Below are 20,460 nucleotides of genomic sequence, written 5' to 3'. Positions count from 1 at the left end.
ATCTGTGCAAAGTATTTTGTGCGGGTTTGTTGTCATGGATGACGATGCGGAAAAATTGCAGAAAACTATGCTGGCCATCAGTCTAGTTTCACAATGTTTCAATACTTTTGCTCAAGAATGAGTCAAGTTCAAGTCGACTCCTGACGATAATAGAGACGATAGAAGTATTTTTATCCTTTTCAGGAGATCGTGTATGAAGTTTTGGATGCGCATTGCAGCTCCCGTCACACTGGTGATGAGTATTGCAGGTGGTGCTCAAGCTCAAATGTGGGGTACGGGGATGTACGGAGGCATGCAAGCATGTCCTTATAACTATTCCGCCGGTGCCGGTTCCTCCAGCTATCTTGATGAAATCAAAGAAGCACAGGCTGAAATCAGTGAAGCTCAAAAGCAGCTTCGCTCCAAGCAGTCCGAACTGAAGAAGATCGACAGAGCTTTGAAGCGCTCTAGCGACGCTGTGAATGGTGTGGTTTCCGGTGACTACACAGAATTCATGTTCGAGCACATCTCCAACAACGTGAACTGTAAAGAGTATAAAGGCCTGGGGGCGGGTGATGAGTTCATCGCTCAAGGTCAGGAAGGTGATGCTTCCATCCAGGCACCAGCCACACGTGAAGTGTACGGCTTCCAGATCCAGGAATGGGCGCGTCTGTGCGATGCAAACAAAAATGGTTCCGTTTCCGGCGCTGTCTGTGAGAATCCAAAATATCGTCAGGGTGAAAAAGGCCGCTTTACAACCGCAGATTGTAAAAAAGGTCTGACGGACATGAGAAAGAGCTATGCGGAACGCAACAAAGTCACTCGTGAAATCGATGCTTTGAAAGCCCTTATCGAAAACAGAAAAGAAGATATCAAAATTGCCAAAGAAGACTATGCTGACGAACAACGTGAAAGACGTCGTGAGCAGTTGGAAGGTGGCGTTTGTATCGACTGTATCGCACAAGGTTCCGGCTATCAGTATCAGAAACCAGAAACAAACTGGGGCTCTGTGGTTGGTAACGTGGCGTTGGGTCTTGGTTCGATCTTCCTTGGTTACAAAACAAATCAAATGGTTGCTGACGCAAACTCCAACATCGGTTGGCCGACAGACCCTTGGGCATCCATGGGTTATGGTTATGGGTTGGGAGCGATCGGAACTGGTATCGGTCAGATGATCGGTGGTGGTAGCGGTATCTACGGCTCTATCGGCGGTGGTATCGGTGCGGGGGCCTTCGGTTGTGCCGGTAACAACGGTGGACCTTACGGTATGATGGGTCCTTATGGTGGTATGAACGCTGGCGGTATGTGGGGGAACCCGTATGCAATGGCAGGCCTAGGAATGGGCGGCATGGGCGGCGGTATCTTCATGCCGGGTATGGGTCCTTGGGGTATGGCCGGTCCTTGGGGCATGGGCGGACCTATGGGCGGTATGGGTGGCATGATGGGTGCTTACCCTGGCGCGATGATCGGTGGTTTCGGTGGCGGTCTCATGGGCGCATATCCTGGCGCTATGATGGGCGGCATGGCTGGTATGGGCGGCATGATGGGAGCTTACCCAGGTTCTATGATGGGTGGTATGGCCGGTATGATGGGCGCTTACCCAGGTGGAATGATGGGCATGGGTGCCTTGGCTAGCGGAATTATCGGCGCTTATCCTGGTGCAATGATGGGTGGTTACCCTGGCGCGATGATGGGCGGCATGGCCGGTATGGGCGGAGCTTTCCCTGGCGGCATGGTTGGTGGCATCGGTGGCGGTCTCATGGGCGCATACCCAGGTGGTATGGGCATGATGGGTGGTTACCCTGGCGCGATGATGGGCGGCATGGCCGGTATGGGCGGAGCTTTCCCTGGCGGCATGGTTGGCGGCATCGGCGGTGGTATGATGGGAGCCTTCCCGGGCGCCATGGCTGGTGGTATGGCCGGTATGATGGGTGCTTACCCTGGCGCGATGGTCGGAATGGGCGGTCTTGCTGGTGGCATGATGGGCGCTTATCCTGGCGCGATGATGGGTGGTATGGCCGGCGGTATGGCTGGCGGCATGGCAGGCAGCCTGGGTATGTTGCAAATGCAACAACAGATGATGCAAATGCAGATGCAGCAATACCAACAGTATATCCAGCAGCAGCAGTCTTATATGCAACAACAAATGCAAAGACAGCAGGTTGTGGCAAGCTTGCAGCAGGAACTTTATGGTCTGTTGTATAGAATCCAGCAGGTTCAGTACGGTGTGGGCGGCGTTGGCGGCTCTATCGGAATCGGTGGTGGTATCGGTGTAGGTGGTGGAGTTGTGCCAACACCAATCGGTGGCGGCACAGGAACAAGCCCCATCCCAGTTCCGGTTGGAAATGGAACGGGGACAGGCACTGCGCCAATTCCTTCTGCACGATAATTTCAACAAAACAGTTAAATAAACGAAGGCCCTCTGCTAAAACAGAGGGCCTTATGCTTTTCAGAATCCCGCGTCTTTATGATAGTCACACTCACTTTCTGGCCACCGGCGAATTCGCCTCGGGCCTGCGTTTGGAGGATGTCAACTCCAAGCAGGATTTGCAGAATATTGTGCGAACCAATCCGGGTTACTATCGCCGTCATTGGCTTTTGGGCTTTGGCTGGGATGAGCGCAAGTGGCCAGCTTCTGAACAGCCACACAAAAATCTTTTAGACGAAGTTTTCCCTGACATTCCTGTTTTCTTTGCGCGCCTGGATGGCCACAGTTGCTGGTTGAATACCAAAGCTTTGCAAGAAATGAATCTTCAGTCTGAAAATGGAATTCTGACAGAAAAAGATCATTTGCGCGCCTGGGACCAGCTTCCTGGTTTTACCAAGGAACAGGAGCGCTCTCACATCCTGCAAGCCTGCCGCACTTTCAACAAAGCCGGATTCACGCACGTGCGCGATATGAGCTGCACGGAATCCCTGTGGAGCATGCTGTGTGAAGTGGCCGACGCGGGTGATCTGACTCTGGCGATCGAGGAAAACTTCACCTCTCACGACATGAATGATTTTGAAACCATGCTGAAACTGGCAAAGTACGCCCGTCAGAACGAGCGTCCCTTACTGCGGGCCAAAGGCATCAAGGTTTTCTATGACGGCTCTTTGGGTTCAGAAACGGCGTTGTTATCCAAACCTTACAACGGTATTCGTGGTGGCAATCAGGGGCGTGTGCTGTGGGATTTGGCGGACATTGAAAATATCATGAAACAAACCTGGGCAGCGGGATTGGAGTTTTCCGTTCATGCGATCGGGGATGAGGCGTCTCACCACATCGTGCAGACGGCGCGCAAAATTTCGGCGCAGGGGGCATTGGGGCGTTTGAATCTGGAACACGCGCAAGTTTTGCGTCCGGAAACAATTCAGATGATGAAGCCTTTGCATGTGCGTTGTCATATGCAGCCTTGTCACTGGCTGAGTGACCGGGTGTGGTTGTTGGACAAACTCAAAGACCTCTATCCCTATGCCTTCCCGTGGGAAGCGCTGCGCGCGGCGCAGATTCCAATTTCCTTTGGCTGTGACAGTCCTGTGGAGCCGTCTTCTTTCTGGCGCAATAAGATCGCACTGGATGAAAGCCCGAAAGAAAGGATCCGTAAGTTCACAGGTGATTTGACTGTTGTGCACGCGCATCCCGATAAAACTTTTGCGGATTCTTACACGGTCATTGAGGATGGCGTCGTCAAAGAAATCAACTTCAATGGAAAGCCCTTGTCACTTGAATGACGACGTATCAATCACCAGTTTTTTGTCTTTCATAGCATAGATCCCACCGCCGATCAGTAAAGCTGCCGTGGGGTAAAGCCAGGCTTTATTACGCTGAATCCAACTTCGCTCTGATAAGTCGCTGTCTTGTCCTTCTTGCAGGCGACGCAGGCACTGGGGACCCCAAAAAACAGATCCTTGGTTTAAAACAGTCATGTTTTCAATATCAGCCTGAAAGCTTTCGCAGGTTCCAGAGACCAAACCAGTGCTTGTCAGATGTTGAGCTCTAAGCTCTGCATAAGTTCCATAAAAACTGACAGGCTTGTGCGTATTGGACAGCAGAGTGAAGTGATAGCGCGCTGAAGAGATCAGCAAAAGCCGACGGTTGTCCTCCAGCGGGTAAACAACACTTTCCACCATCAGGGTGTTCGCCCAAGAATTTCTGATGCGCAGCTCTTTCAGGTCCATCTGTTCTAAGGGACATTCAGAAGACGCAGCATTTTCCCCAAGCAGAAAGTTCACTTTGCAGGAAAGCTGAGTGACCGAATTTTTGGTGAATTTGCTTTGAGGCGTGACCGCAAGCCAGCGTCCCAGCAGGTCTTTTAAAAATTGCAGACTTAGGCTTGAAAGAGCGGTCTTTCGATTGATTTGCTCAACGGTTTCAAGACCGGCTTGAATATCGGAGGGGGGCAGATCGGCAAGAACAAAAAGCTTTTGCTCTTGCGCTGGTTGATTCTGCATTTCCACGATAGTGAAATTTTGAAATGACTGAACCCGGGGATTCAGGCTCAGATAGTTTTCAAACTCTTTCGGGGAAGTTCCCGGTCCTTGTACAAGAATTTGAGACTGGCCCAGCAAAGGCCAGAACATCGTCAGCACAACCATAAGTTTTTTCATGGGAACTTCCTTAGTTTTGATATTCCACTTTTAGTCGCTGAACAGAAGTCGACTTGGTGACCTCGGTGCCTTTTTCTTCGGGGTTTTGCACGACTGCGATAAAGGGACCGTTGAAGCTGAGCAAACGGGGACTTTCAGTGTCTTTCACCAAAACGGCGTATTGGTCAGGGTTCAGTGGGGCTCGCAGCAGCTTCAGTTTGCTGCCCACTTTCAGCCCGCCTTTTTGCCGATCGTTGGAGGCCAGGTAAAGATCCACGACGCCTCCCATGTCGCCGACAAGGGAAGCCAGGGATTCAGCGTTGCTGATTTCCAAAGGCACCAGCACGAAACCTCGGGGGATGTAGGTGTCTACAGAAGCCGGTGAAGGAACAGTCTGAAGCGCATCCTCTTTTTCGGATTTTGGACTTGAGATAAAGGCCACCAATCCAACAAGAATAAAACCTGTTAAAGGCCAATTACTTTTTAACTGGGAAAGTGTCTTTTGAAACATAAGACTTCTCCTTGATAAACTGGTGTTTGCGTTGGGCGGTTTTAAGTTCAGAGATTTTTGAAATAGCGGCAAAAAATATTAAGAAGATCAGGCTCATCACCAGACAGACTTCAATGAGTATTTGCCCTTTGTTATCAGAGTGCTCCATCCACGTACTTCCCGGGTTAATGTGACGGCGCAAGCTTTTTCGAACTGGAATGAACCAGATAGAAAGTAAGACAGAGGCCCGCGCGGCGTGAGCTGGTACTGCCAACGGTGGGCCAGGGCCTGACGTGTTTCAAAATTTTCTTCGGGGCTGTAAGTCGGAGCAATATCCGGTGAGTCCGGACGGACAGCCAGACGAGGCGGGCTTTCGGGAAGAGCGCGAAGGCTTAAGTTCAAAAAAAAGAATCGGTTTTGTATTTCCATCGATCTTTGTCGAATCTGATAGCCAGTGGAGCTGTGGTGGCGAGCCAGTGAAATATTGCTTTGCTGGATAAGCTGCTTTTGGCGGATGTCCAGTTCCTGCTGCCTCTGCTTTACCGCAGCCAGTTTGACTTTCAAGGCAGCAATAAGAGGCAGGTTCCCCGCGGCGGTGGCTGTCGCTAGTTTTGTCAGTAAGACGGTTTCCTGCATTTTCAAGGTTGTCGCCAGAGGGTTCAGCGCCAGCAGAGTTGTCAAATGAGGACGGACAGCGGCCTGGCCACTGAGTCCTCCCGTGCGGCATCGATGTTTCAGCTCCAGATCGATCTGCAGAAAACTCATCAGGACTGTGATTAGAAAAAATCCCGCCAATAGGCAAGGGAGTAAAGACACAATAAGAATCGCAGCAAAGCCGTGATTTGATTTTAATGATGCCATGAGGGGTCCTAGTGTGGAAGAGTCAGCTCTTTGGTGATTTTCATCGCCGGATGAAGATGAATGGTGACTTCTCCGGAGGCTCGGTATTTTTGCAATCGCACGGCCACGACCGTTTGGGCTGGAAGAATTTTACGCATCTGATTCTTCAGGTGACTTTCGCAGGAATAAGTCGTTTCGGAGGCTCCGCAAAGCAGAGCCTCGTGCAGGTGATAGTCGGCGATATAAAAGACCAAAGATCGATACAGCAGTACAGTCAGCACGCTGCCCAGCAGGAAAAGTAAGGGCAAAACCAGCACGGATTCCAGCAGACCTTGTCCTTGTTGTGTCTTCAGGAAATTCATGCTGATTTACTTTTTGTCGGCTTTGGAGTCGTTGACTGAGCCTTCAAAGAAATCACTGAAATCGCGTTTTTTATACATGCTTTCAGTCACAGCGTGTGCAGTCTTTTTGCGGCTGTCCGTACCGCCCAATGCTTGGGCCACATTGGCAAATTGAACGTCGATATTGGCGCCGACAACTTTGATGACCGAGATGCTGCCGATAGCAACGATCGCCACGATAATCAGATATTCGACCAAACCTTGGCCTCTTTTATTTTTAATATGGGACTTGTTTTTCATAGAACCTCCGAATGGGAGGCCTAGCAAGGTCTGTACGGCTGTGGGGTGCGTTTAAACCAAAAAAGAAAGTCCGGAAGATCCGGACTTTGTAAGCTTATTTTTTTTTGCCTTTTGCTTCGGCTTTTTTAGCAGCAGCTTTTTCTTCTTTAGCAGCGGCAGCAGCCTCTTTCTTAGCGCCGGCTTTTTTCGCCTTACGCTGGAAGATAATACGATCCAAAATATCGAAAGCTTCTTTTTGCAGGTCGTTTTCGAAGATAAAGCGATAGAAGCCCTCGATCTCAGGACTTTGACGGAACTTTTTTAGAGACGTAGGAAGGCTGTCAGATTGAACGAAGTCAATGGAACTACCGTCTTTTGAGAGTTTTACTTTTTCAGCCATTCGAAAATCCCCTAGTGTTTTAAAGGGTTTGTACAACGGAGGAGGGGGCGGAAGCAAGAAAAAAAGCCCCTTAGAGTGGTGAAAAAGGCCTATCTGAATGTGGGGCCCGCCCGCGCTGCGAGGGCCTACCTCCGCCTTGCATATGAACCTTTTTGGCGGGTCTCGATGGGGGCTGGGGACTTTCCTAATAACTATTGAATTTCTTTGGGAAATAGCGGAGATTTAAGACTTCAAAAACGGGAGGTCTTTCGGTGCTGATTCTTAACGGAAAAGAAGTCGCAAAGGAAGTGCGTTCTGCCCTTGTTCCCCGGGTTGCAAACTTCAAAGATAAGACCGGTCGGCCCCCTCACTTGTCAGTGGTCATTGTGGGCGACGATCCCGCCAGTCATACCTATGTAAAAAACAAGAAAATTGCCTGCGAAAAGGTGGGGATGACTTCCACGATTCACAGTATGCCGGCGACGACCACCCAGGCCCAGTTGAACCAGGCCCTTGAAAAGCTCAATGCAGATCCCGAGGTCGATGGGATTTTGGTTCAGTTCCCTCTGCCGAAACACTTAAGTTCTGATGAGGTTTTGCGTCTGGTATCGCCGGAAAAAGATGCCGATGGGCTGACCTATGCCTCTTTGGGTTATTTCTTTGCGGGTAAACCCTTTGTCAGTCCCTGCACCCCGGCTGGAGTCATGCAGATTCTGAAGCACTATCAAATTTCTGTTCAAGGGCGCAACGTGGTGGTCGTCGGACGCAGCAATATTGTTGGCAAGCCCATGGCGCATATGTTGACAGAGGCGCATGCGACAGTCACATTGTGCCACTCAAAAACCCAGAATCTGTCCGAGGTGACTCGACTGGCAGATATTGTGGTGGTGGCCGCCGGTAAGGCTCGCTTCCTAGGGAAAGAAGACTTCAAAAAGGATGCAATCGTGATCGACGTGGGAATGCACGGATCTGGTCAGGGTGGCAAACTGTGCGGCGATGTCCGCTTTGAAGAACTTGATGGCTGGGTTAAAGCCGCAACACCTGTTCCAGGTGGTGTGGGTCCGATGACAATCGCGATGCTTTTGCAGAACACCTGTCTGCTGGCGGAAAAGCGCGCCGGATTTTAGTTTGTAGGTGAGGATTTTATGTTCAGTGGATTCTTGAAAAATGTTTGGTATGTGGGACTTCCAAGTGCAGAGCTGGCTGTGAACAAAGCCACTTCTCGCAAGATCATGAATGAACCGATTGTGTTCTATCGCGACTCCAATGGAATAGTTTCCGCCATGCGCGACATCTGTCCTCATCGTGGCATTCCGCTGAGCTATGGCCGTGTGGTGAATGATCAAATTGAGTGTCCTTACCATGGCTGGAAATTTGATGGCACCGGCATGTGCACAGAGATTCCATCCCTGTGTCCTGATCAGGATTTAAATCCGAATAAAATCAAAGTGCGCGGTTATCCTGTTCACGAGGCTCAAGGTTTGATCTGGGTGTTCGTGGGTGACAAGGATTACGATGTTTCCAAGGCTCCGGCGATTCCGGTGATGAAAGCCTTCCCTGCAGACGTGAAGCCGAAGTTGACCTATGTGGTGAACTTCCCATGCCACGTCGATCACGCGGTGATTGGTTTGATGGATCCTGCTCACGGGCCTTACGTGCATAAGAGCTGGTTCTGGCGTTCTGAAAAGACCATGCTTGAAAAGAAAAAGAAGTTTGCTCCGGTCAATTACGGCTTCCAGATGGTGCGCCACCAGCCTTCGAAAAATTCCAAGGCCTATAAAATTTTAGGCGGAGCTCCGACAACCGAGATCACTTTCACTTTGCCGTGTGTTCGCGTCGAGCACATCGAGGTGGGGCCTCGTAATTTCTATTCCTACACGGCATTGACTCCGGTGGATGAAAACAACACACGGGTGACTCAGTTGGCGTATTGGGACATTCCATGGTTGAGTCTGATTAAGCCTGCGATCAACAGTTTCTCTAAAACCTTCCTGGGACAGGACATGGATGCGGTGACCAAACAGCAGGATGGTCTTCGCTATGATCCAAGTCTGATGCTGATTAAGGACGCCGATACCCAAGCGAAGTGGTACTACGCTTTAAAGACCGAGTATCATGATCATCTTCAGGAAAAGCGCGACTTCAATCACCCGGTTAAAGAAACAGAGCTTCGCTGGAGAAGTTAGTATGTCTTTTCTGACCCACGCTCTGCTGATTTTATTCATGGGCGGACAGGCTCAGGCACTCAGCCTGAGTTATGTGGGGGAGACGTCCATCGCAACAGGCACGGAATTTCAAAAGACCACCCTTGGCGGTCTTTCTGGCATTGTCTGGCGCGACGGCAAGCTGCTGGCGCTTTCCGATGATAAGGGCCGGATGGGCGAGCCGCGTTTTTATGAGTTCGACTTAAAAATATCGTCTTCCGAGGTCACTTTAAAACCACAGAAAGTTCATTTTATTTCAGGGCTTCCGGCGACTGGGGAAAAGAAGGCTTCTTTGGATCCTGAGGGACTGGCTGGGCTTCCTTCCGGGGATCTGGTGATTTCCTCTGAAGGCAATAACGACTCCAAACCCCGTGAAATGCCAAGAGTTTTCCAGATCTCTGCCACGGGAGCGTGGAAGACGGATCTGCCTGTGCCGGAGAAGTTTTTGCCCGAGCTGACGGGGCAGCAGAAAAAAGGTGTGCAGAACAATGCCGCGTTCGAGGGGCTGTCTGTGACCGCGGATGGCAAGCATGCCTTTGTGGGTGTAGAAACTTCTCTTTTTCAGGATTATGTGATCGGCGAAGAAGAAAAAGGCGACTGGATTCGAATTCTCAAGTACGAAGAGAAATCGGAAAAGGGTTTTCAGCCGGTGGGGGAGTACGCTTATCGCATTGAGCCTCTGAAGGATGCTCATGGCGGCAAGGAAGTCTTCCGCGGGGTTTCGGAAGTTCTGGCGGTCAGTGATACAAAGCTGCTGGTTTTGGAAAGAGGCGTTCGCCTTTTTCCCAAAAAGATCTGGGCCAACACGGTGGCTTTGTATGAAGTGGATCTCAGCAAGGGCAGTGATGTTTCGGGTTTCAATAAGCTGGAAGGGGCCAAGTTCACCGGAGTCAGCAAAAAACTGCTGGTGGATTTTGAGGTGGATCTGAAAGATCGCAAGGATAAAAAAGTTCAAAACTTTGAATCTTTGTCCTGGGGACCGAAACTTTCCGAGGGACGTCGCAGTTTGCTGGTGATGTCCGATAATAATTTTTCAAAAAAAGAAATCACCGAGTTAGTGGTTTTCGCAGTTGAGGGTGAATAGTTTATGATGACAGTGTGGCGTCTTCGTCCGGGTGCTGATAAAAGAATTCGCAGCGGACATCCTTGGGTGTTCTCCAATGAACTTTCCGCAAGTCCCAAAGGGCATCCTGCCGGAACTCCGGTGGAGCTTCAGGATGCAAAGGGGCAGTTTCTGGCCCGTGGATACGGCAATCCTCATTCCTTGATTGCGTTCCGGGCTTTGAGCTTTAATAGTCAGGATAAAGAACCCACCAGTTTTGATTTCCTTCACGAAAAAATCTTCAACTCTTGGCGCGTGCGCAAAGCGGCAGGTTTCCGTGGCAGCTTCCGTCTGGCTTTTGGTGAATCTGATTTTATTCCGGGCTTGGTACTGGATTACTACGTCATAGAACAAAATGGCAAAAAGGCCCAGTTGTTTGCAGCCCAGCTGGTGACCGCTGGGATGAATGAAGCTTTAAAGGATGCCGAGGGCTTCTTTAAAGGTTTGGCCGAAAAAGCCCATGCCCAAGGTTTGTCCGAGTTTTCATGGGAACAAACCGCTGTGGTGATTCGCAACGACGTGGGTGTGCGCAAGCTGGAAGGCCTGCAAGTCGAAGAACCGCGCCTGATCAAAGATCTTCCGGAGATGAATCTACGCGATGTCGAAATTCTTTTGAATGCCGCCGGTGATGAAGGTTTGGTGAAGATGAGCTGCGATCTGGTGGAAGGGCAAAAAACGGGCTTCTTCCTGGATCAGACTCATAATATCTTCCTAGCGGTGGGGCTTTTCAAAAACTGGGCGAAAACTCAAACCCCACGCAAGATCCGCGTCTTGGACCTGTGCTGCTATGTGGGTCACTGGTCCACGCAGATCACGCGTGCTTTGAAGTCTTTGGGCTTTGAGGTGGAAGTGTCGTTGGCGGATATCTCCAAGACCGCTCTGGCGTTCGCGAAGAAGAATGCGGAACGTGAAGGTGCTGAAGTCGTCGTGCATGAAATGGACGTGTCGGAAGGGCTGACCCAATTGGCCAGCACGCACTACGATATTGTGATTGCAGATCCTCCGGCGTTTATTAAATCCAAAAAAGACATTCCTATTGGGAAGCATGCTTACTTGAAAATGAACACTCACGCTTTCCGTCTGGTGAAAAAGAACGGCTTTGTCGCGTCTTGTTCCTGTTCAGGACTTTTGGAAGAAGAAGATTTCCGCGATGCCATTCGCAAGGCGTCCTTAAGAAACTACGCCGAACTTCGCAGCGTTCTGCGCGGCGGTCATGCGGCAGATCATCCGACGCTCATGCAGTTTCCAGAGGGTTTCTACCTAAAAATGTACGTCCACTATATTCATTAAGCGGTCGGTGAAAAAGGCCCATCTGACTTCGTTGGAGCTGAGCCTTCTCGCTCCGACGTGCTTGGAGCACGCCTGCGCTGCGAGGGCCCACCTCCGCCTCGCATCTGGACCTTTTTGACCGACCTTGAATCCTTGGGTCTCGTGGCTTTTAAGGCGGCTTTATTGAGCAGACGGGAGTGAATTTCCTGGCGCCGTTGCAATTTGTTTTAACAGGCGAAGATATCAATTCCTAACTAAGCGACTTCTTTTTTATCCAGATACTTTCGTTCAAACCAGAAAGTGCCTGCTGGCAAGACAGAGGCTACGAAAGCCAGAAGTCTGGTTTTCATTGACCAGTTCAATTCACCGGCAATGAAGTTCGCCATCAGGACATAACCGATGAACAGGAAGCCGTGGATGGGACCCAAGGACTTAACCAGGGCGGGATTGCCGGCCATGTATTTTACGGGCATGGCGATCAAAAGAAGAGCCAGGAAAGAAAGTCCTTCGAGCCAGCCTAGAATACGGAATGCTTGAATCATTTATCACCTCTCAACACGGGGTTGATACTCACTTTTACTCTATTATGCAGCTTAAAAGTGCTTCTTGAGGCGCAACATATTACTGCGTCTGGTAAGAACTCAATCTTTTAAACAACTTGCTGCCCATTGGCGACGAATCCCGCGGCCTCGGTCAGTCCGGAAAGAACCGAGTGGAAGTGGGACTGAGTCTGCAAACGTTGTGGGCCGAAGCGTTTTTCAAATTCTTTCTGGATGAACGGCACCTTGGCCGTGCCTCCGGTCAGGCAGACTAAATCCACCTGATCCACGGTGACATTGGCGTCTTTTAAGCACTGATCCAAAGAGTTGAATATATTCTGTCGGGTCTCTTCTGCCCATTCCACAAACATTTTGCTGGTAAAGTGCTCCCGAATTTCAAGGCCTGGATAGTCGAAGGTAAATTCAGTTTCCTCTGAATTCGAAAGTGCTCGTTTGGTTTTTTCGATGTTCTCAAAGAACGGGAAGATCTGCTGGTCTTCAATAAGGATGAATAATCTTTCCACCGCCGAGGCGTCTTTGGCGGTCAATGAGCACTTCTTCACCTCACGAATGAACTCGTAGGTGTCTTTTTCTTTCAAGTGAACGATGTGAGCCGGATGATTCAAACGCAAGGTCACACCCTTGGGCATCGTCATCACGTTGCTTCCCATCGGCAGTCGATAGCGGGATTTCGCGCCGAAATACTCATTGAGCTTGTGGCTCATGAACACACTGTCCAGAGCATCTCCCGCCAGGGGGCAACCATCGATTGCCAGGACATCTTCCTTGGAAAAACCAGAAGGGCGAAGTTTGATCAAGGTGAAATCTGACGTTCCCCCGCCGAAGTCACCGATCAGAACGATTTTTTCTGCTGTCAGCTCACGCCGATAATCAAAGGCTGCTGCCAGCGGTTCCGGGACAAAATGAACTTCTTTAAAGCCGGCAAAGGCTGCGGCCTTCTGCATGCGATGAAGGGCAAAACCATCTGCGACGGAATCCATGGAATAACGAGCCGGACGACCGATCACGGCTTTTTCGACCGAAGTGTCTAAAGTTTGTTCAGCTCTTTTTTTCAGCTCCAGCAGGAAGGTCCCGATCATGCTTTCCAAAGTCAGGATGCGATTGTCCAGAACGGTTCCCAGATAGTTCTGGTTCGGCAGATGGGATTTGAAGGATCTAAACAGGCGGCCTTCCATGTCCTGTTCAATGTATTGCTCAATGGCCTCAGATCCGTAATAGCACAGGTCCGGATTGGGGAAGTACAGCAGTGTGCGCATCATGGTGGGATCGTTGGCTTTTTTGTCCAACGTGAGGGCCTCGTAACGTTTTCCCTGATGGTAGGCACCCACCAAAGAGTTGCTGGTCCCGAAGTCAATAGAGAGATAAGTGTCTGTGCTCATAGGCTTACAAGTGTAACATGGCACCATATTTCACAGGTAACTATTTTCGGCACCGGATTTTTCTTCTTTTCAAGTGATTCGTAAATCTCCCGCAAGATCCCAGGGAATTGTTATTCTTGCTCTTGTCTTTAGGTTAGGAGTTTAAATATGACAGGGAAACATATTAAAATACCTACACTAATTTTCACTCTTCTGGCTCTTGCGGCTTGTGGAAATATGAATGTTGGTGTCACTTCCTTTGAAGCGAATTCTCAGGGCTCGCCTTACGGGCAGCAGGTTGATCAAGGGCCTGCACAGCAAGCAGATATGGGAAGCAGTGGTTACTATGGTTATGAAGAGGCCATGGACACCTACGAAGAGGTGGTACAGGAAACTCTTGCCCCGGCCAAAGACAAAAAAGACGCCAATTCAACTAAGACAACGTCGCCGGCACCAGCCAAGTCCAGCTCTGCCAAGAATGAAGCTGAGCCTGCTAAAGAGACCGAGGAAAAAACTTCTGGCAAAACTTCAGAGGTTGCTGAAGAAAAAGCGGAGCCCAAGGCTGAACCTAAAAAGAGCGAACAGCCTGCACCTAAAACAGAAGAGCCTGTACTTTCTAAAACTCCCAATGCTCCACGCAGTGAAGTGGTTGGGCCTGGGATTTTGAAGCCCACAGTCTATTTCTTTGCGATTCTTAACGAAGATAAAAATGGCTGTAAGCCAGAAACCAGAAGAACATTGCATGGAGCTGGCAGCAAGCCTCTGTTGAAGGTCTGCCCGAAAACGGCGGCAGCATGTTCCCTGCAGGGTTCCTGCGGTGTCATTCAAAAAGGCAAAATGCACACCTTCAATATTATCGGCCGATTTGACGGGCAGGATCGCTACTTTGAAATTCCAGAAGATGGTTGTCGCTTCGGTTACGGTGTGAACAGCAGCTGTCTTGATCCGTTCTATACTTTGGCAGCGGATCTAACCATCTACAAACCCGGTGAAGTGATCTTCGTTCCTGCAGTCGTTGGTTTGGAGCTTCCGGATGGAAGCAAACACAACGGTTACTTTGTCATTCGGGATAAGGGTCGCGGCATCAAGGGAATGGGACGTTTTGACTTTTTCTCTGGTCACTACAGCTGGAATGACTCTGAAAATCCGTTTAAGAAAATTGGATTGGGTGACGTGAACACCAATATCCCTTACTACAGAATCAAAGGGGAGGCGGCGAAAAAAGTGCAGGCCTCCCGAGCCTTCCCAAGCCTGCCACCACATGCGGTGACAGAATAAAAAAAAAGCCCGGTTCTTGCCGGGCTTTTTTCGTTTAGACATTGGATTGTTGCTGTTGCTGCGGGGCTTGGTGCTGCATTTGTACTGAGCTGCTCCCTTGAACCTGAGCGGCAGCGGCTTGAGCCATCTGCGCCACAGTCATTTGCGCCTGCTGAGCCTGTTGGTGGTAGTAGTTCAGCTTCGCCACGTATTCTTTCAAGGCTCCATTTTCCTGCTTCAGAACCCCCAGTTGGGTGAGGGCCTGTTGCAGATGACTGTAGTAGTCCTGCGCTTCCAGAGCCTTTTTATCCAGAGCCAGTTTCATTTCCACGATCTTGGTTTCAGCCACCGACATCAAGTTCTTCAGGACATCGTTCTGTTGCTGGGCAGAGGCTTCCACTTCGCTAAAGGATGTCGAGATTTTTTCAATCTCTTCGTTCAAAGAGGAAATCGTAGAGTCTCTGTCAGCCACCGTCATCTGCAGCTCTTCGACGTTCTGTTGCAGGTTCTGACGTTCTTCCTTCAGGCTGTGAATTTCTTTTTCAAACTGTTCGCGCTGTTCTTCCCAAAGTTCCTGTTCTTTGGCGAAAGCACTTTTGGCTTTCATCAGTTCCATCGCGGTTTCGTCTTTCAGGGCCTGATTCAGTTCCAGGTCTCTTTGCAGTTGCTTGTTCTTTTCAAACAAAGCCTGGCTGTATTTCTTTTCTTCGCTTTGCATTTGCAGGGCGCGCGCTTTCAGGCCTTGAATCTCCAGTTGAAGCTGAAGACTCAGCTCCAATGACTTCGCCAGATCACCACTGAGTTTGGTGTTATTTGCGCGCTCTGCGATCAATTGGTTTGCCAATTGCTGCAGTTGTGCGTCCAACGTTTCAGCGCCGTAAGACACGTTTTCCAGGGATTTGATCTTCTCGCGAAGTTCTTCCTGGCTGCCTTTCAGGTCTGAATGGAATTTTTTCATTTGAACCTGCATTTGCTCATACTTTGGTGGAGGCGGGACTAGACCCTCTTCAGGGTTGGTGCCCAGCTCGTTAAGTTTGCTGCAGATCTCATCAAAAAGTTTTTCGTGCTCAGGAACGGAGTTCGTCATAGACTTCATTGTGAGGCACAGACAGAAGTCAAGTCATCGAAATTTATTGACATGAGTCCAGCCTCTCGATTTAGGTCCAGTGTTGAATAGTCATGATTTGGGAGAGTTAAAATGAGTATCCAAAAGTCTTTGCAGTTTGCGATGGCTGTTTTAATGACGATCACTTGTGTAAGTACCGCTTACGGGCAGCAGGAACTGGGGTTGCTAAGTGACATCAAACCACCTCAACAATCCTCAGAATATATCTTTCGCTCTTCCCCCAAAGAATCCTTAATCAGCGTCCAATTGCTGGGGGCGGTCTACAAGCCGGGGATCTATTACATTCCGGCTAACACGGAATTGCTCAAGCTTCTGACGTTGGCTGGTGGAACCACCAATGGCGGGGACCTTTCCGAGATTCTGGTGCGTAAGTCAGAGCCGAAATCCTGGGCGGACCTCAAAATGAAGGCTATCAATGAATACCAGGGCGCATACGAAGTCGATGCTGAAAAAATCATCAAGTTTGGTGGGGGCAAGAATCTGAAACTGGGGCAGGATGATTTTGTCTATGTTCCACCACGCACTCCTTGGATCAGCAGCGAGGCCTCCCGAGGGATCACGATCGTTTCTGTGGTTCTGGGGATTGTGTTAACGGCTGTCCTTATTGATAAAAACACCGGGAAGTAAAGATGGTTGGGGCCCGCGACGGTCGAATTTTATTTTTGATCAAAGCCCTTGTGGCCCTGCTGTTTATCTCCAAAATTTCTTTGGGAAGTTTTCTGCTTCCTGTTCCACACAGTTTTTCCTATCTGATCTTCCAGCAGGGGCTGCATCCGTATGTGAACGTCTTTCTGTGTTTTCTGCTGGGGCTTCCGCTGGCCTTGTTATGGCTGAAGGTACGAGACCGACATCATCTCAGCGGCTTTTATAAGCTCTTTATCTTCCTTCTGATGCTGACGCTGATTGCGCAGACTCTTTTACAGATCAGCTATGTGAATACAGAGGAGTCCCCGGTTATGCAGGTGGGGGCCTTGCTGGTGTCCCTGTTCATGATCGTGGTCTATGGGGTTTTGATCCCAAGTCTTTGGGATGTTCGCGACTTTATGCGCTTTGTGCAGAAGTGGTCGGGTGTTCTGGTGCTGATGTCTTTGCTTTTGTGGGTGGTGGCCGGAGGTGCCGTCTTCAAAGGGGGACGTTTTGTTGGTGTTTTTAAACACATTCCCCACATGGTGACCTGTGCTACCGTGGCCTTTATTTTCTCTTTGGGGACCTTGCTGGACGACAGCAAAATGAAACATAAGGTTTGGGATGTCCTGGTGCTTGGAGGAAGTTTTCTGGCCATCATCCTGACAGGAACTCGCTCTTCCGCGGCGGCAGCCCTGATGGCCTTTGTTGTGACGATGGTTCTGCATAAAACGGCAACCAATCAAGGGCGGATCTTTAAGTTTGCCTTTTTGTCTTTGCTCGTGACCTTCACCCTGTTCTTTGGGAATCAGATCTATGACTTCGCCCGCGGGATTGCGACGGGCCAGAGTTCTTTGGGATCTCGCGAGGCCCAGGACGGCATTGCCTCCCGTTGGGAAGAGGTCGAGCGTGGCAGCCAGATTTTCCTTCAGGAGCCTTGGCTGGGGCATGGACTGCTTTCCAAATTTGCGGCCGGCAATGAGGTGGATGTTTCCAACTACAATGCCATGAAGGATCCGCATAATATCTTTATCTCGGCCGGGGTGATCGGTGGCTGGCCCCTTCTTGTGTTGGCGGGCATTTCATTGATTCTGATGGTTGTCGGTTCTTTCAAAGCGCTTTTGAGTTTTGACATTTCTAAACGGCAAGTGGCGATCTATTTGCTGTCCCATATTCCTATCCTCATTATCTATCACATACACTTGTCCATTGGGGGCATGGCCGACCGTCTTTATTGGATGGTCTTTGGCTTTATTGCGGCGTCGGTCTCCAGGATAGGAAAGAAATGAAAGGTCCTGGCTACGGCTTTGCGGAATTGGGAATCAACTGCGTTGAAATCTTCCTGCGTCTGCATTTGCTGGTCTTCTATACTCAGGAAGTAGGATTGAGCTCTTCGTGGGCCGGACTGGCTTTGGGGCTTTCCATTTTTTGGGATGCGCTGATTGATCCGCTCATCGGCTATTATTCTGACCGCGTGCGATCCCGTCGGGGAGAGCGTTATTCGTTCTTACCCTGGGGGCTGGTGTTTTTATCGGTTTCCATGATGGGTTTGCTGAACCCTCCTCCGATGACTTCCATGACAGCGAAGTTTTTCTATCTGCTGACGTTTTCCCTTTTGGTGAACACGGCCTACACCTGTTTAAGTGTGCCCTATTCCGCTTTGGTTGGTGATCTGGCTGGGGATTCCGCCGAACGCTCTCGTTTGATTGGCTGGCGACTGGCATTTGGAAATCTTGGCGCTATTTTTGGTATCGCAGTGCCAGGGTATTTTTTGATAGCCAGAGATTCCAAACCTTACGCGCAGGCTGCATGGATGATTGTTGGGCTGTTGTGTATCGGCACGCTGGTGTCCTGGTTGACGGCTCTGAAGTACAACCGTCCTTTGGCAGAGGGCAAAGCAAGCGCCAAGTTTTCGATGTGGCAGCCTTTGCACAATAAGAACTTTGTACCACTTTTGCTGGCTTACTTTGTAGCCAATATCGGGCTGACTTTTAACTCCTCTGTGGCGCTTTATTTTTATCGGGAAGGTCTTCGATTTTCTGAGACGGAAATCACCACCGTTCTATTGTTGTTCCTGCTTTCATTTACTTTGTCGATTCCGGGCTGGCTGTATTTGATTCGCTATGTGCCCAAGCGCAAGGCGCTGATGTGGGGAGTGTTTTTGTTGGGAATGGTCAGCTGCTTTATATACCCAATCCTGCCAGTGGAGCAGGTGGGGTGGGCCCTTCTGTGGGCCTCTTTGATCGGAGGGATTCTGGTGGGCTCGGCAGTGCTTTTAGAGTCCTTGCTGACAGATATCGTGAAAGCGGAAGAAGAGCGCACCGGGCATGACGAACTGGGCCTGTATTTTGGGGTCTGGAAAATGGTCGGCAAAATCTCTCGCGGGTTGGCGTTGGCTGTTACGGGACAGCTTCTGACCTGGGCGCTGACAAAAGAGCCAGAGACCACGCATTTTCGATTGAGTCTCGCCTTTGGCCCCCTGGTGGGCGGTCTTTTTATTCTGGCGGTCCTTGTGCTGTGGAAGCTGTCAAATGGGCGCCCTGCCGTGAAGTAATTTCAAACTCTTAATCCTCATTGCACATTAAACACAGGCCAAGGCTGAAAAACGGTGGCACAACCAATGCTTACGGTCTGTTAGATGAAAAGGTGGGGAAATATGAGTGATCAGCATATGGAACCGGAACTCACGGTAGGCGAAATTATCAAACTGTACTTATCTCATTGGCGGATGTTTGCCGTCTTTACGGCCGTGCTGTTTGCTATCAGTGTTCTTGTTTATATCGTTAAAATTCCGTTTGTGGCGAATTCCACGATAGTTATTCACGATTCCCAGAACTCTTCTTTGCAAGCCTTTTCCAATCAGTTCTATGGACTTTCAAAATCTGTTCAAGAGTCAAAAAAAGGCAGTAGTGTCTTATCCAAACACATCGAATACCTTAAAACCCGTGAGTTCTATGAGGCCCTTTTAAAGCGCATTGAAGAGCGCGGAAACAGCCAGGAAATCACTCTAGAGGAACGTAAAGGATTTGAGATCTTCCGTGACAAATATTTGAAGGACCTGGAAGGCAACCCTGAAGGCCGGGTTCAATTATTGCAAGTGCTGAATGCTTGGACTCGCATAAATCTGGATTCAGATTTCGAGATCCGTGTGGCAGCTGTGACCCCCGTAAAATCCATGTCCTTGTTCCTTTCGAACACGGCATCGGAACTGGCGGCAGATATGCTGAAAAAACGGGAACTGGCGGAAATCAACCGTGTGGAAGATTTCATGTCCAAACAAAAAGTCGATGCTGATCAGAAGCTGGTGGCCCTTGGGAAGCAACTGGCGGAGATGCAGAATAAAGATGAAAACCTTTTACCTTTGGCTTCCAAAGATAAAATGGGTGATTACGTGTCTGACCTTCTGGTGCGATCCAATGAGATCAAACTGAAGATGGCAGAAAATAGAAAAATGATCGACTACCTTCAAGCAGGACGTGGGAAGCAGAAGGAAAGTGCCCTTTATGGTGTGGGTGGTCGTATCGAAGCATTGAAAATTGAAAACAACATCCTGGCCGGGAAACTTGGTCAGGTGCAGGCTTCTATTGCGCGCCTGAAGAAGGAAGTGAAGGATCTACCGTTCGCAGCGCAAATGGTGGAAGACCTGAAAAAGAAGTCCGAGCTGGAGTTCAACCGCTATAAGGAACTGAGCACAGCTTTGACCAAATTGGATGCGATGAAAATTTCCATCGACACTCGTTTTGAAGTGTTGGAGCGCGCTCGTTGGGAGACGACATTGCCACAGATCGGACTTTTAAGTCTGGGGCTGTTGTCATTGCTATTAAGTCAGTTTGTGGGCTCCTTGGTAATTTATTTCCGTTACCTGTGGAATCCGCATGTGGTGACAGCGCAGGCGTCCCGCAACCTGGTTATTTTCGACAATCACTCTGTGGATCCACGGGTGATTATCGAGAATTCCAAAATTAAGTTTAGTTTGAAGAAACCGGAAACCAAGAAGGATGAAGTTAACGAGGACGAACAGCAGAAGATGGCTTGGAACGTTCTTAATGTCGGTCAAGGGACCGATGTTTCGCAGTAGGTGAC

Annotated in this window: 20 protein-coding genes; 11 read left to right on the top strand and 9 right to left on the bottom strand. The window is 49.7% G+C overall.

Translation table 11 applies throughout. The features are described 5' to 3' along the window. Window positions 1–193: 193 nt before the first annotated feature. Both ACZ5ZV_RS17385 and ACZ5ZV_RS17380 read left to right on the top strand, forming a co-directional pair. Window positions 194–2,368 (top strand): hypothetical protein, encoded by a 2,175-nt coding sequence (locus ACZ5ZV_RS17385; RefSeq protein ID WP_464118467.1) that lies wholly within the window; start codon window positions 194–196, stop codon window positions 2,366–2,368. A gap of 53 nt (window positions 2,369–2,421) precedes the next feature. Beyond that, window positions 2,422–3,693 carry an amidohydrolase gene (locus ACZ5ZV_RS17380; protein WP_464118466.1) on the top strand — a complete coding sequence of 424 codons (1,272 nt, stop codon included), beginning with the start codon at window positions 2,422–2,424 and terminating at the stop codon, window positions 3,691–3,693. On the opposite strand, the gene ACZ5ZV_RS17375 is transcribed toward ACZ5ZV_RS17380, so the two are convergent. The 6 genes from ACZ5ZV_RS17375 to ACZ5ZV_RS17350 all read right to left on the bottom strand — a co-directional run bounded on the left by ACZ5ZV_RS17375 (window position 3,682) and on the right by ACZ5ZV_RS17350 (window position 6,898). Beyond that, the gene (locus ACZ5ZV_RS17375; protein WP_464118464.1) at window positions 3,682–4,569 is read right to left on the bottom strand and encodes a hypothetical protein; all 888 of its coding nucleotides are present in this window, start codon (window positions 4,567–4,569) and stop codon (window positions 3,682–3,684) included. The genes ACZ5ZV_RS17380 and ACZ5ZV_RS17375 overlap by 12 nt on opposite strands. 10 nt (window positions 4,570–4,579) lie before the next feature. Then, entirely contained in the window at window positions 4,580–5,059 is a 480-nt protein-coding gene (locus tag ACZ5ZV_RS17370) for a hypothetical protein (RefSeq protein WP_464118462.1), read from the bottom strand. 96 nt (window positions 5,060–5,155) lie between these two features. Then, window positions 5,156–5,899 (bottom strand): hypothetical protein, encoded by a 744-nt coding sequence (locus ACZ5ZV_RS17365; RefSeq protein WP_464118461.1) that lies wholly within the window; start codon window positions 5,897–5,899, stop codon window positions 5,156–5,158. An 8-nt stretch (window positions 5,900–5,907) separates the two neighbouring features. Next, on the bottom strand, window positions 5,908–6,240 hold the full coding sequence (locus tag ACZ5ZV_RS17360) for a hypothetical protein (RefSeq protein WP_464118460.1): 333 nt from the start codon (window positions 6,238–6,240) through the stop codon (window positions 5,908–5,910). Between the two features lie 6 nt (window positions 6,241–6,246). After that, complete coding sequence (locus tag ACZ5ZV_RS17355) at window positions 6,247–6,519, bottom strand: Flp family type IVb pilin (RefSeq protein ID WP_464118459.1); 273 nt, start codon at window positions 6,517–6,519, stop codon at window positions 6,247–6,249. Between the two features lie 94 nt (window positions 6,520–6,613). Then, a complete protein-coding gene (locus tag ACZ5ZV_RS17350; RefSeq protein ID WP_262553026.1) occupies window positions 6,614–6,898 on the bottom strand; it encodes a hypothetical protein in 285 nt (94 codons plus the stop codon). Window positions 6,899–7,149: 251 nt separating this feature from the next. Here ACZ5ZV_RS17350 and folD point away from each other — a divergent pair, with 251 nt between their 5' ends. From folD to ACZ5ZV_RS17330, 4 genes are read left to right on the top strand one after another with little or no spacing between them, the layout of a single operon-like run. After that, the gene (folD, locus tag ACZ5ZV_RS17345) at window positions 7,150–8,004 is read left to right on the top strand and encodes a bifunctional methylenetetrahydrofolate dehydrogenase/methenyltetrahydrofolate cyclohydrolase FolD (protein WP_464118458.1); all 855 of its coding nucleotides are present in this window, start codon (window positions 7,150–7,152) and stop codon (window positions 8,002–8,004) included. 18 nt (window positions 8,005–8,022) lie between these two features. After that, complete coding sequence (locus tag ACZ5ZV_RS17340) at window positions 8,023–9,063, top strand: Rieske 2Fe-2S domain-containing protein (protein ID WP_464118456.1); 1,041 nt, start codon at window positions 8,023–8,025, stop codon at window positions 9,061–9,063. Window position 9,064: 1 nt separating this feature from the next. Beyond that, complete coding sequence (locus ACZ5ZV_RS17335; protein ID WP_464118455.1) at window positions 9,065–10,165, top strand: esterase-like activity of phytase family protein; 1,101 nt, start codon at window positions 9,065–9,067, stop codon at window positions 10,163–10,165. 3 nt (window positions 10,166–10,168) lie between these two features. Beyond that, window positions 10,169–11,473 (top strand): class I SAM-dependent rRNA methyltransferase, encoded by a 1,305-nt coding sequence (locus ACZ5ZV_RS17330; RefSeq protein WP_464118454.1) that lies wholly within the window; start codon window positions 10,169–10,171, stop codon window positions 11,471–11,473. Window positions 11,474–11,706: 233 nt separating this feature from the next. On the opposite strand, the gene ACZ5ZV_RS17325 is transcribed toward ACZ5ZV_RS17330, so the two are convergent. Both ACZ5ZV_RS17325 and ACZ5ZV_RS17320 read right to left on the bottom strand, forming a co-directional pair. Beyond that, window positions 11,707–11,994, bottom strand: a complete 288-nt coding sequence (locus ACZ5ZV_RS17325; protein ID WP_464118452.1) for a DUF3817 domain-containing protein — start codon at window positions 11,992–11,994, stop codon at window positions 11,707–11,709. Window positions 11,995–12,101: 107 nt separating this feature from the next. Beyond that, window positions 12,102–13,391 (bottom strand): Hsp70 family protein, encoded by a 1,290-nt coding sequence (locus tag ACZ5ZV_RS17320; RefSeq protein ID WP_464118450.1) that lies wholly within the window; start codon window positions 13,389–13,391, stop codon window positions 12,102–12,104. 147 nt (window positions 13,392–13,538) lie between these two features. Here ACZ5ZV_RS17320 and ACZ5ZV_RS17315 point away from each other — a divergent pair, with 147 nt between their 5' ends. Further along, window positions 13,539–14,648: a 3D domain-containing protein gene (locus ACZ5ZV_RS17315; protein WP_464118449.1), complete on the top strand. Its 1,110-nt coding sequence runs from the start codon at window positions 13,539–13,541 to the stop codon at window positions 14,646–14,648. Between the two features lie 34 nt (window positions 14,649–14,682). On the opposite strand, the gene ACZ5ZV_RS17310 is transcribed toward ACZ5ZV_RS17315, so the two are convergent. Next, complete coding sequence (locus ACZ5ZV_RS17310) at window positions 14,683–15,714, bottom strand: hypothetical protein (protein ID WP_464118448.1); 1,032 nt, start codon at window positions 15,712–15,714, stop codon at window positions 14,683–14,685. A gap of 111 nt (window positions 15,715–15,825) precedes the next feature. On the opposite strand from ACZ5ZV_RS17310, the gene ACZ5ZV_RS17305 reads away from it, so the two are divergent. From ACZ5ZV_RS17305 to ACZ5ZV_RS17290, 4 genes are all read left to right on the top strand, one after another. Further along, window positions 15,826–16,380 carry an SLBB domain-containing protein gene (locus tag ACZ5ZV_RS17305; protein ID WP_464118446.1) on the top strand — a complete coding sequence of 185 codons (555 nt, stop codon included), beginning with the start codon at window positions 15,826–15,828 and terminating at the stop codon, window positions 16,378–16,380. Window positions 16,381–16,382: 2 nt separating this feature from the next. Further along, entirely contained in the window at window positions 16,383–17,666 is a 1,284-nt protein-coding gene (locus ACZ5ZV_RS17300) for an O-antigen ligase family protein (RefSeq protein ID WP_464118445.1), read from the top strand. After that, window positions 17,663–18,931 (top strand): MFS transporter, encoded by a 1,269-nt coding sequence (locus ACZ5ZV_RS17295; protein ID WP_464118444.1) that lies wholly within the window; start codon window positions 17,663–17,665, stop codon window positions 18,929–18,931. Before ACZ5ZV_RS17300 ends, ACZ5ZV_RS17295 begins: the two co-directional genes overlap by 4 nt. A 102-nt stretch (window positions 18,932–19,033) precedes the next feature. After that, window positions 19,034–20,455 (top strand): GumC domain-containing protein, encoded by a 1,422-nt coding sequence (locus ACZ5ZV_RS17290; RefSeq protein ID WP_464118443.1) that lies wholly within the window; start codon window positions 19,034–19,036, stop codon window positions 20,453–20,455. Window positions 20,456–20,460: the final 5 nt, after the last annotated feature.

The organism is Bdellovibrio sp. HAGR004 (assembly GCF_055397015.1).
This window is presented reverse-complemented; position numbering and strand designations above follow the sequence as displayed.

Coding starts and splice junctions, on each gene's coding strand:
- ACZ5ZV_RS17320 (WP_464118450.1), bottom strand. CDS start 13,391: ATGAGCACAGACACTTATCTCTCTATTGACTTCGGGACCAGCAACTCT.
- ACZ5ZV_RS17290 (WP_464118443.1), top strand. CDS start 19,034: ATGAGTGATCAGCATATGGAACCGGAACTCACGGTAGGCGAAATTATC.
- ACZ5ZV_RS17380 (WP_464118466.1), top strand. CDS start 2,422: ATGCTTTTCAGAATCCCGCGTCTTTATGATAGTCACACTCACTTTCTG.
- ACZ5ZV_RS17315 (WP_464118449.1), top strand. CDS start 13,539: ATGACAGGGAAACATATTAAAATACCTACACTAATTTTCACTCTTCTG.
- ACZ5ZV_RS17375 (WP_464118464.1), bottom strand. CDS start 4,569: ATGAAAAAACTTATGGTTGTGCTGACGATGTTCTGGCCTTTGCTGGGC.
- ACZ5ZV_RS17295 (WP_464118444.1), top strand. CDS start 17,663: ATGAAAGGTCCTGGCTACGGCTTTGCGGAATTGGGAATCAACTGCGTT.
- ACZ5ZV_RS17350 (WP_262553026.1), bottom strand. CDS start 6,898: ATGGCTGAAAAAGTAAAACTCTCAAAAGACGGTAGTTCCATTGACTTC.
- ACZ5ZV_RS17310 (WP_464118448.1), bottom strand. CDS start 15,714: ATGACGAACTCCGTTCCTGAGCACGAAAAACTTTTTGATGAGATCTGC.
- ACZ5ZV_RS17340 (WP_464118456.1), top strand. CDS start 8,023: ATGTTCAGTGGATTCTTGAAAAATGTTTGGTATGTGGGACTTCCAAGT.
- ACZ5ZV_RS17330 (WP_464118454.1), top strand. CDS start 10,169: ATGATGACAGTGTGGCGTCTTCGTCCGGGTGCTGATAAAAGAATTCGC.
- ACZ5ZV_RS17335 (WP_464118455.1), top strand. CDS start 9,065: ATGTCTTTTCTGACCCACGCTCTGCTGATTTTATTCATGGGCGGACAG.
- ACZ5ZV_RS17360 (WP_464118460.1), bottom strand. CDS start 6,240: ATGAATTTCCTGAAGACACAACAAGGACAAGGTCTGCTGGAATCCGTG.
- ACZ5ZV_RS17355 (WP_464118459.1), bottom strand. CDS start 6,519: ATGAAAAACAAGTCCCATATTAAAAATAAAAGAGGCCAAGGTTTGGTC.
- ACZ5ZV_RS17370 (WP_464118462.1), bottom strand. CDS start 5,059: ATGTTTCAAAAGACACTTTCCCAGTTAAAAAGTAATTGGCCTTTAACA.
- ACZ5ZV_RS17385 (WP_464118467.1), top strand. CDS start 194: ATGAAGTTTTGGATGCGCATTGCAGCTCCCGTCACACTGGTGATGAGT.
- ACZ5ZV_RS17365 (WP_464118461.1), bottom strand. CDS start 5,899: ATGGCATCATTAAAATCAAATCACGGCTTTGCTGCGATTCTTATTGTG.
- ACZ5ZV_RS17325 (WP_464118452.1), bottom strand. CDS start 11,994: ATGATTCAAGCATTCCGTATTCTAGGCTGGCTCGAAGGACTTTCTTTC.
- ACZ5ZV_RS17305 (WP_464118446.1), top strand. CDS start 15,826: ATGAGTATCCAAAAGTCTTTGCAGTTTGCGATGGCTGTTTTAATGACG.
- ACZ5ZV_RS17300 (WP_464118445.1), top strand. CDS start 16,383: ATGGTTGGGGCCCGCGACGGTCGAATTTTATTTTTGATCAAAGCCCTT.